This is a genomic window from Streptomyces sp. NPDC101219, from assembly GCF_044767675.1.
Classification (GTDB): Bacteria; Actinomycetota; Actinomycetes; order Streptomycetales; family Streptomycetaceae; genus Streptomyces.
Genome location: NZ_JBIWOK010000019.1, coordinates 38,607 through 52,733, shown reverse-complemented (window position 1 = coordinate 52,733; position 14,127 = coordinate 38,607). Strand labels below are relative to the sequence as shown.

15 protein-coding genes and 1 pseudogene are annotated in these 14,127 nt (G+C 72.4%); 15 read left to right on the top strand and 1 reads right to left on the bottom strand.

Annotated elements, in window-relative coordinates:
• Nucleotides 1-9 precede the first annotated feature (9 nt).
• The 6 genes from ACIRPP_RS28780 to ACIRPP_RS28755 all read left to right on the top strand — a co-directional run bounded on the left by ACIRPP_RS28780 (nucleotide 10) and on the right by ACIRPP_RS28755 (nucleotide 5,679).
• On the top strand, nucleotides 10-318 hold the full coding sequence (locus tag ACIRPP_RS28780; protein WP_003993268.1) for a DUF2469 domain-containing protein: 309 nt from the start codon (nucleotides 10-12) through the stop codon (nucleotides 316-318).
• A gap of 167 nt (nucleotides 319-485) precedes the next feature.
• Nucleotides 486-878, top strand: a complete 393-nt coding sequence (locus ACIRPP_RS28775) for a YraN family protein (RefSeq protein ID WP_403648690.1) — start codon at nucleotides 486-488, stop codon at nucleotides 876-878.
• Nucleotide 879: 1 nt separating this feature from the next.
• Nucleotides 880-2,505 carry a YifB family Mg chelatase-like AAA ATPase gene (locus tag ACIRPP_RS28770; RefSeq protein ID WP_403648688.1) on the top strand — a complete coding sequence of 542 codons (1,626 nt, stop codon included), beginning with the start codon at nucleotides 880-882 and terminating at the stop codon, nucleotides 2,503-2,505.
• Between the two features lie 230 nt (nucleotides 2,506-2,735).
• Complete coding sequence (dprA, locus tag ACIRPP_RS28765) at nucleotides 2,736-3,824, top strand: DNA-processing protein DprA (RefSeq protein ID WP_403648826.1); 1,089 nt, start codon at nucleotides 2,736-2,738, stop codon at nucleotides 3,822-3,824.
• Nucleotides 3,825-4,114: 290 nt separating this feature from the next.
• The gene (whiG, locus tag ACIRPP_RS28760; RefSeq protein ID WP_164444340.1) at nucleotides 4,115-4,957 is read left to right on the top strand and encodes an RNA polymerase sigma factor WhiG; all 843 of its coding nucleotides are present in this window, start codon (nucleotides 4,115-4,117) and stop codon (nucleotides 4,955-4,957) included.
• Between the two features lie 164 nt (nucleotides 4,958-5,121).
• Complete coding sequence (locus tag ACIRPP_RS28755; protein ID WP_164337192.1) at nucleotides 5,122-5,679, top strand: TetR/AcrR family transcriptional regulator; 558 nt, start codon at nucleotides 5,122-5,124, stop codon at nucleotides 5,677-5,679.
• Between the two features lie 114 nt (nucleotides 5,680-5,793).
• Here ACIRPP_RS28755 and ACIRPP_RS28750 read toward each other — a convergent pair whose 3' ends face one another.
• A complete protein-coding gene (locus ACIRPP_RS28750) occupies nucleotides 5,794-6,294 on the bottom strand; it encodes a murein hydrolase activator EnvC family protein (protein WP_403648685.1) in 501 nt (166 codons plus the stop codon).
• Between the two features lie 670 nt (nucleotides 6,295-6,964).
• On the opposite strand from ACIRPP_RS28750, the gene rpsB reads away from it, so the two are divergent.
• The 9 genes and pseudogenes from rpsB (at nucleotide 6,965) to rlmN (ending at nucleotide 14,116) form a co-directional block, all read left to right on the top strand.
• Entirely contained in the window at nucleotides 6,965-7,882 is a 918-nt protein-coding gene (gene rpsB, locus ACIRPP_RS28745) for a 30S ribosomal protein S2 (protein WP_403648683.1), read from the top strand.
• A 159-nt stretch (nucleotides 7,883-8,041) separates the two neighbouring features.
• Entirely contained in the window at nucleotides 8,042-8,878 is an 837-nt protein-coding gene (tsf, locus tag ACIRPP_RS28740; protein WP_403648680.1) for a translation elongation factor Ts, read from the top strand.
• A gap of 186 nt (nucleotides 8,879-9,064) precedes the next feature.
• Nucleotides 9,065-9,823, top strand: a complete 759-nt coding sequence (gene pyrH, locus ACIRPP_RS28735) for a UMP kinase (RefSeq protein ID WP_403648676.1) — start codon at nucleotides 9,065-9,067, stop codon at nucleotides 9,821-9,823.
• Between the two features lie 127 nt (nucleotides 9,824-9,950).
• Complete coding sequence (gene frr / locus ACIRPP_RS28730; RefSeq protein ID WP_164337185.1) at nucleotides 9,951-10,508, top strand: ribosome recycling factor; 558 nt, start codon at nucleotides 9,951-9,953, stop codon at nucleotides 10,506-10,508.
• Nucleotides 10,508-11,635 (top strand): phosphatidate cytidylyltransferase, encoded by a 1,128-nt coding sequence (locus ACIRPP_RS28725; protein WP_403648673.1) that lies wholly within the window; start codon nucleotides 10,508-10,510, stop codon nucleotides 11,633-11,635. Before frr ends, ACIRPP_RS28725 begins: the two co-directional genes overlap by 1 nt.
• Nucleotides 11,636-11,799: 164 nt before the next feature.
• Nucleotides 11,800-11,892 (top strand): annotated as a pseudogene (locus tag ACIRPP_RS28720) (LysR family transcriptional regulator); the annotation flags it as partial.
• A 109-nt stretch (nucleotides 11,893-12,001) separates the two neighbouring features.
• Nucleotides 12,002-12,445 (top strand): cytidine deaminase, encoded by a 444-nt coding sequence (locus ACIRPP_RS28715; protein ID WP_403648671.1) that lies wholly within the window; start codon nucleotides 12,002-12,004, stop codon nucleotides 12,443-12,445.
• Nucleotides 12,446-12,553: 108 nt separating this feature from the next.
• Nucleotides 12,554-12,871, top strand: coding sequence for a putative quinol monooxygenase (locus tag ACIRPP_RS28710; protein WP_403648668.1), 318 nt, complete (start codon nucleotides 12,554-12,556; stop codon nucleotides 12,869-12,871).
• A gap of 138 nt (nucleotides 12,872-13,009) precedes the next feature.
• Nucleotides 13,010-14,116 carry a 23S rRNA (adenine(2503)-C(2))-methyltransferase RlmN gene (rlmN, locus tag ACIRPP_RS28705; protein ID WP_403648665.1) on the top strand — a complete coding sequence of 369 codons (1,107 nt, stop codon included), beginning with the start codon at nucleotides 13,010-13,012 and terminating at the stop codon, nucleotides 14,114-14,116.
• The last annotated feature ends 11 nt before the right edge of the window (nucleotides 14,117-14,127 follow it).

Sequence of the window (14,127 nt, the reverse complement as noted above, 5' to 3'; positions counted from 1 at the left end):
GAACATGCCATGAGCGCCGAGGACCTCGAGAAGTACGAGACCGAGATGGAGCTGAAGCTCTACCGGGAGTACCGCGATGTCGTCGGTCTGTTCAAATACGTGATCGAGACGGAGCGCCGCTTCTACCTGACCAACGACTACGAGATGCAGGTGCACTCGGTCCAGGGAGAGGTGTTCTTCGAGGTGTCCATGGCGGACGCCTGGGTCTGGGACATGTACCGGCCCGCCCGGTTCGTCAAGCAGGTCCGCGTCCTGACGTTCAAGGACGTGAACATCGAGGAGCTCAACAAGAGCGATCTGGAGCTCCCGAGCGGGTGACGGAGTTTTCCACAACCGGCGGGTCGTCCACCAAGATCCACTTCGTGGGGCGGGCTGCGTGAACGTGGGCACCGAAAGGCGGTGCCGACATGACGACGAACGCACGACCCGCACGACCCGCAGGACCCGCAGGACCCGCAGGACCCGCACGACGGGGAGCACGACCGGTGGTCCCCGCACGACCTCCCGGCAGCGCACAGGGGGCACGCAGCGCGCTGGGCCGGTACGGCGAGGCGCTGGCCGCGCGACGGCTGGCCGAGGCCGGGATGACGGTCCTGGAGCGCAACTGGCGCTGCGGCCGGACCGGCGAGATCGACATCGTGGCCCGGGACGGGGACGTCCTGGTGGTCTGCGAGGTGAAGACCCGCCGGGCCGGCGCCTTCCAGCACCCGATGGAGGCGGTCACGGCAGCCAAGGCCGACCGCCTGCGGGAACTGGCCGAACGCTGGCTGCGCGACCACGACGGAGCACCGCCCGGCGGCGTCCGCATCGACCTGGTGGGCGTGGTGCTGCCCGCCCGCGGAGCGCCCCGCGTCGAGCACGTGCGGGGGGTGGCCTGACATGGGCTTCGCCCGTACCTGCGCGGTCGCCCTGGTCGGCGTCGAGGGCGTCGTGGTGGAGGTCCAGGCCGACCTCGAACCGGGCGTGGCGGCGTTCACCCTGGTGGGGCTGCCCGACAAGAGCCTGACGGAGAGCCGGGACCGGGTCCGCGCGGCCGTCGTGAACTCCGGCGCCGAGTGGCCCCAGAAGAAGCTCACCGTGGGCCTCAGCCCCGCCTCCGTGCCCAAGGCCGGCAGCGGCTTCGACCTCGCCGTCGCGAGCGCGGTGCTCGGCGCCGCCGAACGGCTCGACCCACGGGTGCTGGCCGACATCGTCATGATCGGTGAGCTGGGCCTGGACGGCCGGGTCCGGCCGGTCCGCGGCACCCTCCCCGCCGTGCTGGCCGCGGCCGACGCCGGATACGAGCAGGTCGTCGTACCGGAGTGTGCCGCCGCCGAGGCGTCGCTGGTGCCGGGCGTGTCCGTGCTCGGCATCCGCAGCCTGCGCCAGCTGATCGCGGTGCTGGCCGACGAACCGGTGCCCGAGGAGGAACCCCCGGACCCCGCACGGCCCGACCCGCTGCTGGCGGGCCTGCGCGTCCCCGGCACCGGCGCGGCCACCGGCCTGCCCGGCGCGGGCGCGGCCGCGTGGGACCGGGGCCACGACCTGACCGACGTCGTCGGCCAGCTGTCCGCCCGGACCGCCGTCGAGGTGGCCGCGGCGGGCGGCCACCACCTGTTCCTGGAGGGACCCCCGGGCGCGGGGAAGACGATGCTGGCGGAGCGCCTGCCGAGCCTGCTGCCCCCGCTGGACCGGCAGGAGTCGCTGGAGGTCACCGCGGTGCACTCGGTGGCCGGCCTGCTCCCTGCGGACAAACCCCTGATCGACACGGCCCCCTACTGCGCCCCGCACCACTCGGCCACGCTCCAGGCACTCGTCGGCGGCGGTCCGGGCATCGCCCGGCCCGGGGCGGTCTCGCTCTCCCACAGAGGAATCCTCTTCCTCGACGAGACCCCGGAGTTCAGCAGCCACGCCCTGGACGCCCTGCGCCAGCCGCTGGAGTCGGGGCACGTCGTGATCGCCCGCAGCTCGGGCGTGGTGCGCTTCCCGGCGCGGTTCCTGATGGTGCTGGCCGCCAACCCCTGCCCCTGCGGGCGCTTCTCGCTGACCGACGGCTCCTGCGACTGCCCGCCCTCCGCGATCCGCCGCTACCAGGCACGGCTGTCCGGGCCGCTGCTGGACCGGGTCGACCTGCGCGTGGTGACCGACCGCGTCACCCGCGCCGAGCTCACCGCCTCCGGCGCGCGGGGCGAGTCCACCGCCACGGTCGCCGCCCGGGTGCGCTCCGCCCGGGAACGCGCCGCGGCACGCTTCGCGGGGACCCCGTGGCAGACCAACAGCGACATCCCGGGACGGGAACTGCGCACCCGCTGGCGAGCCGCCCCCGGCGCCATGGACGACGCCGAGCGGAGCCTGGAACGGGGCGTGCTCACCGCCCGCGGCATCGACCGCGTGCTGCGGGTCGCCTGGACCGTGGCCGACCTCGTCGGCCATGACCGCCCCGACGCCACGGACGTCGCCCTCGCGCTGCAACTGCGCACGGGCGTTCCCCGGGGCGTCCCCATGGCGCTCGGAGCCCCGGCGTGAGCGCCGGGGCGGGGGAGAGGGAGGGCCCCGACGCCGGCCGGGCAGGGCTCAGTGCGGCCGGGCGCCGCCCCGGCGACGGACACCACGGCGGCCCGGATCCGTCCGGTGCGGCGGGCGCCCGCCGCACCGGGCCGGACGGCGCGGAACCCGACGAGGCCGGCGCCCGCCGCACCGGGCCGGACGGCGCGGGATCCGAGGAGGACCTCCTTGCCCGGGTCCTCCTCACCCGGGTGTTCGAGCCCGGGGACGAGACCGGCGGGCAGTGGGTGCGGGAACGCGGGGCGCCCGCCGTGGCGCGACGGCTGCGGTCGGGCGGCCCGCCCCTGCCCGGCGTGAGCGGCAGACGGTGGGCCGGGCTGCTCGCGCGGGCCGAGCGCGCCCGTCCGCACCGGGACCTCGCGGTCGCCCGGGACGCCGGGGTGCGGTTCGTGTGCCCGGGGTCCGCCGAGTGGCCCCGACAGCTCGACGACCTGGGGGACGCCCGGCCCCTCGGCCTGTGGGTGCGCGGCCCGGCCGGCCTGCGGATGTGGGCGCTGCGCTCGGTGGCGGTCGTCGGCGCCCGGGCCTGCACCGAGTACGGGGCCCACATGGCCGCCACGCTGGCCGCCGGGCTCGCCGAGAGCGGCTGGATCGTGGTCTCCGGCGGGGCCTACGGTGTGGACGGCGCCGCCCACCGCGGCGCGCTCGCCTCCGGTGGCGCCACCATCGCCGTCCTGGCCTGCGGGGTCGACCGCCCCTACCCGCGCGGGCACACCCAGCTGATCGGCCGGATCGCCGAACAGGGGCTCGTCGTCGGCGAGTTGCCCCCCGGGGAACACCCCACGCAGAGCAGGTTCGTCCTCCGCAACCGGGTGATCGCCGCACTCACCCGGGGCACCGTGGTCGTCGAGGCCGCCCACCGCAGCGGGTCCCTCGTGACGGCGAGGGCGGCCCAGCGCCTGGGACGTCACACGATGGGGGTACCGGGGCCCGCCACCAGCGGCCTCTCCGCCGGGGTGCACGAACTGCTGCGGCAGGGTGCCGTGCTCGTCACCGACGCGGCGGAGGTCGTGGAACTGGTCGGCGCCATGGGGGAGCTCGCACCGGTCCGCCGGGGACCGGTCCTGCCCCGGGACCTGCTGGAACCGGCCGCCCGCCGCGTCCTCGCCGCGCTGCCGGGCCGCGGGTCGGCCGGCCCCGAGGAGATCGCCCGCGGCGCGCAGACCACCCCGGACGACGCCGTCGCGAGGCTGTACGAACTGCGAGCACTTGGATACGTCGAACGACACGACGACGGCTGGAAGTTGACACGCCAGGCGGTGATCCCGGCCGAGCGGTGATCGCCACGGACCCTGACCGAGCGTGTTCGGCCGTCCGGGGGAACGCCGACATCCCTTGGAAAATACGCTAGTTGGGGCACCCGGGTGATCACTGAGAGCGACGAGGGGGGAGCGGGGAGGCGGCGCGCGGAACCCCTCCGCACCCGGTCCGCCCGCCCCTCTTCGCTGAACGCGACGCCTCAGTCACGCTACGCTCACGAGGGCCCCCAACGGACAGGTGCCCCGGCCCGCACGCCGGCACCCCGACACCAGGCAGCACCACCCCACGGCAGAACGGCACAAGGCGACGAATGCCCCAGCACACCTCCGGGTCAGACCGGGCGGCCATCCCCCCAGCCGCCCGCGACCATGGCAACGTGCGGCCGCCCGCTCCCTCGACGCTCGACGAGCTGTGGCGGTCGTACAAGCAGACGGGGGACGAGCGGCTCCGGGAGCAGCTGATCCTGCACTACTCGCCGCTGGTGAAGTACGTCGCGGGCCGGGTCGGCGTGGGGCTCCCGTCCAACGTGGACCAGGCGGACTTCGTCTCCTCCGGCGTGTTCGGCCTGATCGACGCGATCGAGAAGTTCGACGTCGAGCGGGAGATCAAGTTCGAGACGTACGCGATCACCCGCATCCGGGGCGCGATGATCGACGAACTGCGCGCGCTGGACTGGATCCCGCGCTCGGTACGGCAGAAGGCGCGCAACGTGGAGCGGGCCTACGCCACGCTGGAGGCACAGCTGCGGCGCACCCCCTCGGAGAGCGAGGTCGCCCGCGAGATGGGCATCGGGGTGGACGACCTGCACGCGGTTTTCAGCCAGTTGTCGCTCGCCAACGTCGTCGCCCTGGAGGAACTGCTGCACGTCGGGGGCGAGGGCGGTGACCGGCTCAGCCTCATGGACACCCTGGAGGACACCTCCGCCGACAACCCGGTGGAGGTGGCCGAGGACCGGGAGCTGCGGCGGTTCCTGGCGCGGGCGATCAACACCCTGCCCGACCGGGAGAAGACCGTCGTCACGCTGTACTACTACGAGGGCCTCACCCTGGCCGAGATCGGCAACGTCCTCGGCGTGACGGAGAGCAGGGTGAGCCAGATCCACACCAAATCGGTGCTCCAGTTGCGGGCGAAACTGGCCGGATTCGCCCGCTGAACACGACTGCGCCGCCGGTCCGGTCCCGCCCGCTCCGGGGACGGCCCCGCTCACCGGACCGCGGCCGCTCCCGGGCGCCCGACCTGCGGTTGCGGCCGGACGACTCCCGTCCCGGACGGTGCATCCGTACAGTGGACGGCGTGCCAAGGATTCGAGCGGCCTCCGTGGCCGAGCACCGGTCGATGCAGCGAGCCGCCCTGCTGGACGCGGCCCGCTCCCTGCTGTCCGAAGGCGGTACGGAGGCGCTGACCTTCCCCGCACTCGCCGAGCGCACGGGCCTCGCGCGCTCCTCCGTGTACGAGTACTTCCGGTCGCGGGCGGCCGTGGTCGAGGAGCTGTGCGAGGTCGACTTCCCGGTCTGGGCGGCCGAGGTCGAGGCGGCGATGGCGGCGGCCGAGGGGACCGACGCCAAGGTCGAGGCGTACGTACGCAAGCAGCTGGAACTGGTGGGCGACCGGCGGCACCGGGCCGTGGTGGCCATCTCCGCCAGCGAGCTGGACGCGGGCGCCCGGGAGAAGATCCGCGCGGCGCACGGCGGCCTGATCGCCATGATCGTGGAGGCGCTGGAGGGGCTGGGCCACAGCCAGCCCCGGCTGGCCGCGATGCTGCTCCAGGGCGTCGTCGACGCGGCGGTCCGCCGTATCGAACTGGGTGCCGCGGAGGACCCGGCGACGATCACGGAGGCGGCGGTCTCCATGGCCCTGCGGGGCGTCCACACCTGATCCGCCCGATCCCCCGGACGGTGCGCCCGCTCCCGCCGGGGAGGACGCCCCGGCCACCGCAGCCCTTCCACGCCGGCGCTCACCCGCTCCGGCGGCCTCTGCCCCGGGGCCCTCTCACTCCGGCAACGGAACCCCCAGCACCGGCAGGAGTCTCGACGGGCCGCGGTGCAGCAGCCAGGGTGGGAGCAGGGCGAGCGGGTCCAGGTAGGTGTCCCCGCGCAGCAGGCCCCAGTGCAGGCAGGGGGCCGTGCAGTGGGAACCGGCCGGCTCCACCGTGCCGACGACCGCGCCCGCGGCGACGGAATCGCCCTTGGCCACCGAGGCCAGGACCGGCTCGTAGGTCGTGCGCAGCGGCGGCTCCCCGGTGCCCGGCAGTTCCACGGACACCACCCCCTTTCCGGCCACCCGGCCCGCGAAGGAGACCCGGCCCGCCGCGACCGCCCGCACCGGGGCACCGGGAGCGGCCGCCAGGTCCACGCCCCGGTGCCCCCGCCCGTACACGGTCGCCGGCGGTTCCCAGCCACGCAGCACCCGCGGCCGGCCCCCGACCGGCCAGTTCCGCCCCACCGCCGGAACACCGGCCGGTTCCGCCGCCGGTGCCGCAGGCGGTTCCACGGCCGAGCCCTCGCCCGGTCCCGCCGTCTCGTCTCTTCCCGATCTTCCCGATCCCGCCGTCGTCCCGTCTCGGCCGGATCGCGCCGTCCCGTCCCCGGCGGAATCCGCCCTCTCCTCCCCGGCGGACCTCGCCCTCCCGTCCCCGGCGGACTCCGCCCCCTCCTCCCCGGCGGATCGCGCCGTCCCGTCCCCGGCGGATTGCGCCGCCCCGCCCCCGCCTGGCTCGACGCTCGTCTCCCCGCGCGGGGCCGGGGCCGCCGAACCCGCCGCCAGCAGGCGGGCGGGGGACGGTGCCAGCAGCAGCATCGCGGTCAGCAGCAGGAGCAGCGCGAGCCGCGCGCACACCCGTGGCCACCCGGGGATCCGGGCCCCGGCATCTGTCGTCGTTCGCATGCCCGCAGCGTCCCGCGGATCCGTGATCACGGCTCCGGCCTGTGGACGGTCGACCGGTTGTGGACAAGGGCGTCACCCGGCACCCCGCGGGTCCCGTACACTTCTATGGCGACCCGGCCACCGGGTCGACTTCGCACGCCCCGACATCGGGACCGGTCACGGCCGTCCCCCGGTGTCAGCGCCCCTCGGTCCTTCGTGGCACGGCGCGTCGTGGGCGTCAGGAGCGGGAGCCGTCCGGCACCCGCGGCACAACCGAGAAAAGCAAGGAGATACGGCCATGGCCGTCGTCACGATGCGGGAGCTGCTGGAGAGCGGCGTCCACTTCGGTCACCAGACCCGCCGTTGGAACCCGAAGATGAAGCGCTTCATCTTCACCGAGCGCAACGGCATCTACATCATCGACCTGCTCCAGTCGCTGTCGTACATCGACCGCGCCTACGAGTTCGTCAAGGAGACCGTGGCCCACGGCGGCACGGTCATGTTCGTCGGCACGAAGAAGCAGGCGCAGGAGGCCATCGCCGAGCAGGCCACCCGCGTCGGTATGCCCTACGTCAACCAGCGCTGGCTGGGCGGCATGCTCACCAACTTCTCGACCGTCTACAAGCGCCTGCAGCGCCTGAAGGAGCTTGAGCAGATCGACTTCGAGGACGTGGCCGCCTCCGGCCTCACCAAGAAGGAGCTGCTGGTCCTCTCCCGCGAGAAGGCCAAGCTGGAGAAGACCCTCGGTGGTATCCGCGAGATGCAGAAGGTGCCCAGCGCCGTCTGGATCGTGGACACCAAGAAGGAGCACATCGCGGTCGGCGAGGCCCGGAAGCTCAACATCCCGGTCGTCGCCATCCTCGACACCAACTGCGACCCCGACGAGGTCGACTACAAGATCCCGGGCAACGACGACGCGATCCGCTCCGTCACCCTGCTCACCCGCGTGATCGCCGACGCCGTGGCCGAGGGCCTCATCGCCCGCTCCGGTGTCGCCACCGAGGGCAAGGGCGAGAAGGCCGCCGGCGAGCCGCTGGCCGAGTGGGAGCGCGACCTGCTCGAGGGCGAGAAGAAGGCGGAGGCCGCCGCCCCGGCCGCCACCGAGGCCGAGAAGCCGGCCGAGGCCCCCGCCGCCGAGGCCGAGAAGCCCGCCGAGGCCCCGGCCGCCGAGGCTCCGGCCGCCGAGGCTCCGGCCGCCGAGGCCGAGCAGGCCTGACCGCCCCGTCCGTGGTGATGACGGCGGGAGCGGTGGCATGACATCCGCTCCCGCCGTTCACCCGTAGGTCGGCGGCGCCACGGGGGCCCACAGCTCGCTGTGGGTCTCCCGGCCCGCGGATCTCCGAACCTCCAGACTTCGAGAAAGACTCACAGACTCATGGCGAACTACACCGCCGCCGACGTCAAGAAGCTCCGGGAGCTCACCGGCGCCGGCATGATGGACTGCAAGAAGGCCCTGGACGAGGCCGACGGCGACGTCGACAAGGCTGTCGAGGCGCTCCGGATCAAGGGCCAGAAGGGCGTCGCCAAGCGCGAGGGCCGCTCCGCCGAGAACGGCGCCGTGGTCTCGATCATCGCCGACGACAACTCCTCCGGCGTCCTCGTCGAGCTGAAGTGCGAGACGGACTTCGTCGCCAAGGGCGAGAAGTTCCAGGGCGTGGCCACCGCCATCGCCGAGCACGTCGCCAAGACCTCCCCGGCCGACCTCGAGGCCCTGCTCGCCTCCGAGATCGAGGCCGGCAAGACCGTCCAGGCGTACGTCGACGAGGCCAACGCCAACCTCGGCGAGAAGATCGTCCTGGACCGCTTCGCGCAGTTCTCCGACGGTTACGTCACCGCGTACATGCACCGCACGATGCCCGACCTGCCCCCGCAGATCGGTGTCCTCGTCGAGCTCGACAAGCCGAACGCCGAGGTCGCCAAGGGCGTCGCCCAGCACATCGCCGCCTTCGCGCCGAAGTACCTCTCCAAGGAGGACGTGCCGGCCGACGTCGTCGAGTCCGAGCGCCGCGTCGCCGAGGAGACCACCCGCGCCGAGGGCAAGCCCGAGGCCGCCCTGCCGAAGATCGTCGAGGGTCGCCTCAACGGCTTCTTCAAGGACGCCACGCTGCTCGGCCAGCCCTACGCGCTCGACAACAAGAAGTCCGTCCAGAAGGTCCTGGACGAGGCCGGTGTCACCCTGAAGCGCTTCACGCGCATCAAGGTCGGCATCTGAGTCCGTACCGCGACGGGCGCACGACCCCGATAGGGTCGGCAGCAGTCGTACGGTCACGCCGTCACGCACGCGCGCGTGCCGGACGACAGCAGATCTGACGAGGAGGCCATTGCCGCATGGGATGCGAACCACGCCCCACCGGCAATGGCCTTCTTCGTATGTGCAACGAAAGAGGCGGGATCCCCGATGACCACCAAGGCTGAGAAGAGCGACGACGGCAAAGTGCACGGCCGGTTTCTGCTGAAGCTGTCCGGAGAGGCGTTCTCCGGGGGCGGCGGCCTGGGCGTGGACCCCGACGTGGTGCACGCCATCGCGCGGGAGATCGCGGCCGTCGTCCGCGACGGCGCGCAGATCGCGATCGTCATCGGTGGCGGCAACTTCTTCCGCGGAGCCGAACTCCAGCTGCGCGGCATGGACCGGGCCCGCTCCGACTACATGGGCATGCTCGGCACCGTGATGAACTGCCTCGCCCTCCAGGACTTCCTGGAGAAGGAGGGCGTCGACTGCCGGGTGCAGACCGCCATCACCATGGGGCAGGTCGCCGAGCCGTACATCCCGCTGCGCGCCGTGCGCCACCTGGAGAAGGGCCGCGTCGTCATCTTCGGCGCCGGTATGGGCATGCCGTACTTCTCCACCGACACCACCGCCGCCCAGCGGGCCCTGGAGATCGACGCCGAGGCGCTGCTCATGGGCAAGAACGGCGTGGACGGGGTCTACGACTCCGACCCCAAGACCAACCCCGACGCGGTGAAGTTCGATCACCTCGGCTACGGCGAGGTCATCACGCGCGACCTGAAGGTCGCCGACGCCACGGCCGTCACGCTGTGCCGGGACAACAAGCTCCCGATCGTCGTCTTCGAACTCCTGGCGGAGGGCAACATCGCCCGCGCCGTCAAGGGTGAGAAGATCGGCACGCTGGTGGGCGACCCGGTCAGCCACGGCTGATCACCCCGACCGGGGGTGGACAATGGCCCGCCGGTCGGGAACCGTGCAGAAAGAAGACGCGACGCAGCCGGCCGCCGCCCGACAGGCAACCGCAGCCGGGCCTACTCAAGACACGCAGGAGCAAGTGGTGATCGAAGAGACCCTCCTCGAGGCCGAGGAGAAGATGGAGAAGGCCGTCGTGGTCGCCAAGGAGGACTTCGCCGCGATCCGCACCGGCCGTGCGCACCCGGCGATGTTCAACAAGATCGTGGCCGACTACTACGGCGCGCTGACGCCGATCAACCAGCTGGCCTCGTTCTCCGTGCCCGAGCCGCGCATGGCCGTGGTCACGCCGTTCGACAAGACCGCACTGCGCAACATCGAGCAGGCGATCCGCGACTCCGACCTGGGCGTCAACCCGAGCAACGACGGCAACATCATCAGGGTGGTCTTCCCGGAGCTCACCGAGGAGCGCCGCCGCGAGTTCATCAAGGTCGCCAAGGCCAAGGGCGAGGACGCCAAGGTGTCCATCCGCGCCGTGCGCCGCAAGGCCAAGGACGCCATCGACAAGATGATCAAGGACGGCGAGGTCGGCGAGGACGAGGGCCGGCGTGCCGAGAAGGAGCTCGACGACACCACCGCGAAGTACGTGGCCCAGGTGGACGAGCTCCTCAAGCACAAGGAAGCGGAACTGCTCGAAGTCTGATGAACGACTCTTCCTGGAGGGCGTCGCCGCAGGCCGGGTACTGGGGGCCCTCCGACCAGGGGCCCGTCCAGGGAGCCGCCCCGGCGGGTCCCGCGTACGATGCGCACAACGCGCAGCAGACTCGCCCCATGCCCATCGTGCCCGACGTGCCCGAACCCGGCGGAGACCAGGACGTGGACCAGGGGGCCGCTCGGCTGAGCGGCCCCTTGTTCCGAGACGAGACGCCGCAGGCACGACCCCACCCAGGGGAGGTGCCGCAGAATCCGGAGCCCATGCCCGACGCCCCGCAGCCTGCGCCGGCCCCGCAGAAGAAGAGCGCGGGCCGTGACCTGGGCGCCGCCATAGGGGTGGGTGTCGGGCTCGGCGCGGTGATCGTCGCGTCCCTGTTCATCGTCAAGGCCGTCTTCGTCGGCGTGGTCGCCGTCGCGGTCGTGGTCGGCGTGTGGGAACTGACCAAGCGGCTCCAGGAGCGCAAGGACATCCGCGCGCCCTTCGTGCCGCTCGCGATCGGCGGCGCGGCGATGGTCGTCGCCGGGTACGCGCGGGGCGCCGAGGGCGCCTGGGCCGCCATGGCGCTCACCGCGCTCGCCGTGCTGGTCTGGCGCATGACCGAACGCCCCGAGGGCTACCTCAAGGACGTCACGGCCGGCGTGTTCACCGCCTTCTACGTGCCGTTCCTGGCGACCTTCGTGGCGATGATGCTGACGGCGGACGACGGATCCCGGCGGGTCCTGACGTTCCTGGTGCTCACGGTCGTCAGCGACACCGGTGCCTACGCCGTCGGCTGGCGCTTCGGCACGCACAAGCTGGCCCCCCGCATCAGCCCCGGCAAGACCCGCGAGGGCCTGCTGGGCGCCATCGGCTTCGCGATGGTGGCGGGCGCGCTGTGCATGCAGTTCCTGATCGACGACGGCTCCTGGTGGCAGGGCCTGCTCCTCGGCCTCGCGGTCGCGGTCAGCGCCACGCTCGGCGACCTGGGCGAGTCCATGATCAAGCGCGACCTCGGCATCAAGGACATGGGCACCCTGCTCCCGGGCCACGGCGGCATCATGGACCGGTTGGACTCCCTGCTCCCGACCGCCCCGGTGGTCTGGCTGCTGCTGGTGATCTTCGTCGGCTCGTCCTGACCGCCCGCCTGCGCGTCACGGCCCCCGCCCCCGTCACTCCGGGGCGGGGGCCGCGTCGTCTCTCCCCCTCCGGCTCCTGCGGTGCGGCGGAATACGGCGGGACCGGAGGCGCGTTGCCGCGATCACCGACCGGGCCCGTCCGGTGGGGGAGAGGACGTGAGGCAGTGAGTCTCCGGCGGTTCGAATACGCCCTGGCCGTGGCCGAAGCGGGTTCGGTGACGGCGGCGGCGGAGTCCCTGCACGTCGCCCAGCCGTCCGTGTCCCAGCACCCTGTGTCGCACGCCTTTCGCCCACCGCCCGGAGCGGTGGGGACCAACCAACGCGATCGAACGTGCCGCCCACAGCGCCCGTGGCAGACTCCGGCGCATGACACTCGATCAGACGCTCGTCGACGCGGCCGTGGATCTCATGAACCGCCGCTGGCCCTCGGAGGAACCCGGCGGTGCGGCCGCCGTGCGGCTCGCCGACGGCGGCATCCTGACCAGCGTCGGGCTCGACAACATGCACGGCTCGGTCGCGCTCTGCCAGGAGACCGGCGCCTTCATCCAGGCCTACACCCAGAACCGGACGGTCACGGCCTCCGTCTGCGTCTGCCGTGACATGGAGCGCGCCAGAGTCCTGATCCTGCCGCCCTGCGGCATCTGTCAGGAACGCCTCGCGCTCTGGGGACCCTCCGTCGAGGTCGCCGTCCCGCGGCAGGACGACCCGACCCGGTGGGAGGCCCGCTCCCTCGCGGAGGTCAACCCCTACTACTGGGGCCCGCAGTTCGCCGACGGCCAGTGGCCTTCCCAGGCGCAGCACTCGGAGTGACCACGGGTGCAGCCGCACGGCACCGCTGCACGACCGCCGCGGCATGCTCCCCCGTCCGGGCGGGCTGTAGCCTGTCCGCTCACCGTTGGTGTGGATCAAGGAGTGGTGATGTTCGACCTCATCGTCATCGTGCACGTTCCCAAGGTCGAGGACATCGCTCCCGTCGCCGATGCCCTGGCTCGGATGCGCCCGCTGTGCCTCGCCGAGGACGGCTGCGTCAGCTGGGAGGCGTACCAGTCGCACGAGGATCCCGCACGGTTCGTCCTGGTCGAGCGCTGGGCGTCTCGGGCCCACTGGGAAGCCCATGATGCGGGCGAGGCCATTCAGAAGATCTATCTGCCCGAGATCATGCCGCGCATCGAGCGCGAGGTGCACCCGAGCGCACCGGTACGACTCCGGGGCTCGGCGGTCACAGGCGACGCATGATCTCCACGGGGTCGTGCCAGGGCGTCCGAGATGTGTGTACCCGCAGCGTCAGGCCGGTCGGAGCACTCGTGCCCCCTCCCCGCCGTGGCAGCCGGCACCCGCAGCCCACCCAAGTTGATCTGCGACACTGGTACAGCCATGCCTAAGCCCGGAGAACTCACCTTCACAGCGCCGCGCGGAGCCAAGAAGCCGCCGCGGCACCTTGCCGATCTCACGCCCGCCGAGCGCAAGGAGGCGGTCGTCGCGGCCGGTGAGAAGCCGTTTCGGGCGAAGCAGCTGTCGCAGCACTACTTCGCGCGGTACGCGCACGACCCGGAGCAGTGGACGGACATCCCGGCCGGGTCCCGGGGGCGGTTGCAGGAGGTGCTGCTGCCGGAGCTGATGACCGTGGTGCGGCATCTGTCGACCGACCAGGGGACCACCCGCAAGACGCTGTGGAAGCTGTTCGACGGCACGCTCGTCGAGTCGGTGCTGATGCGGTACCCGGACCGGGTGACCATGTGCATCAGTTCGCAGGCGGGCTGCGGGATGAACTGCCCGTTCTGTGCGACGGGGCAGGCCGGACTGGACCGGAACCTGTCCACGGCGGAGATCGTGCACCAGATCGTGGACGGCATGCGGGCGCTGCGGGACGGGGAGGTCCCCGGAGGCCCGGCGCGGCTGTCGAACATCGTGTTCATGGGCATGGGCGAGCCGCTGGCGAACTACAACCGGGTGGTGGGGGCGATCCGGCGGCTGACCGACCCGGAGCCCGACGGGCTCGGGCTGTCGCAGCGTGGGATCACCGTGTCGACCGTGGGGCTGGTCCCGGCCATCCACCGGTTCTCCGACGAGGGCTTCAAGTGCCGGCTGGCGATCTCCCTGCACGCCCCCGACGACGAGCTGCGCGACACCCTGGTCCCCGTCAACACACGGTGGAAGGTGCGCGAGGTGCTCGACGCCGGGTTCGAGTACGCGGCCCGGTCGGGGCGGCGGCTGTCGATCGAGTACGCGCTGATCAGGGACATCAACGACCAGGCGTGGCGGGGTGACCGGCTCGGGCGGATGCTCAAGGGGCGTCCTGTGCACGTCAACCTGATCCCGCTGAACCCGACACCGGGGTCGAAGTGGACCGCCTCGCGGCCGGAGGACGAGAAGGCGTTCGTCGAGGCCATCGCCGCGCACGGTGTGCCGGTGACCATCCGGGACACCCGTGGACAGGAGATCGACGGGGCCTGCGGTCAGCTCGCCGCGAGCGAGAGGTAGCCTGGCCCACA

What these genes read in the sequence shown, in the direction of transcription:
- tsf (WP_403648680.1), top strand. Translation starts at nt 8,042, where the DNA reads ATGGCGAACTACACCGCCGCCGACGTCAAGAAGCTCCGGGAGCTCACC.
- ACIRPP_RS28725 (WP_403648673.1), top strand. Translation starts at nt 10,508, where the DNA reads ATGAACGACTCTTCCTGGAGGGCGTCGCCGCAGGCCGGGTACTGGGGG.
- ACIRPP_RS28710 (WP_403648668.1), top strand. Translation starts at nt 12,554, where the DNA reads ATGTTCGACCTCATCGTCATCGTGCACGTTCCCAAGGTCGAGGACATC.
- whiG (WP_164444340.1), top strand. Translation starts at nt 4,115, where the DNA reads ATGCCCCAGCACACCTCCGGGTCAGACCGGGCGGCCATCCCCCCAGCC.
- pyrH (WP_403648676.1), top strand. Translation starts at nt 9,065, where the DNA reads ATGACCACCAAGGCTGAGAAGAGCGACGACGGCAAAGTGCACGGCCGG.
- ACIRPP_RS28780 (WP_003993268.1), top strand. Translation starts at nt 10, where the DNA reads ATGAGCGCCGAGGACCTCGAGAAGTACGAGACCGAGATGGAGCTGAAG.
- ACIRPP_RS28770 (WP_403648688.1), top strand. Translation starts at nt 880, where the DNA reads ATGGGCTTCGCCCGTACCTGCGCGGTCGCCCTGGTCGGCGTCGAGGGC.
- rpsB (WP_403648683.1), top strand. Translation starts at nt 6,965, where the DNA reads ATGGCCGTCGTCACGATGCGGGAGCTGCTGGAGAGCGGCGTCCACTTC.
- ACIRPP_RS28715 (WP_403648671.1), top strand. Translation starts at nt 12,002, where the DNA reads ATGACACTCGATCAGACGCTCGTCGACGCGGCCGTGGATCTCATGAAC.
- rlmN (WP_403648665.1), top strand. Translation starts at nt 13,010, where the DNA reads ATGCCTAAGCCCGGAGAACTCACCTTCACAGCGCCGCGCGGAGCCAAG.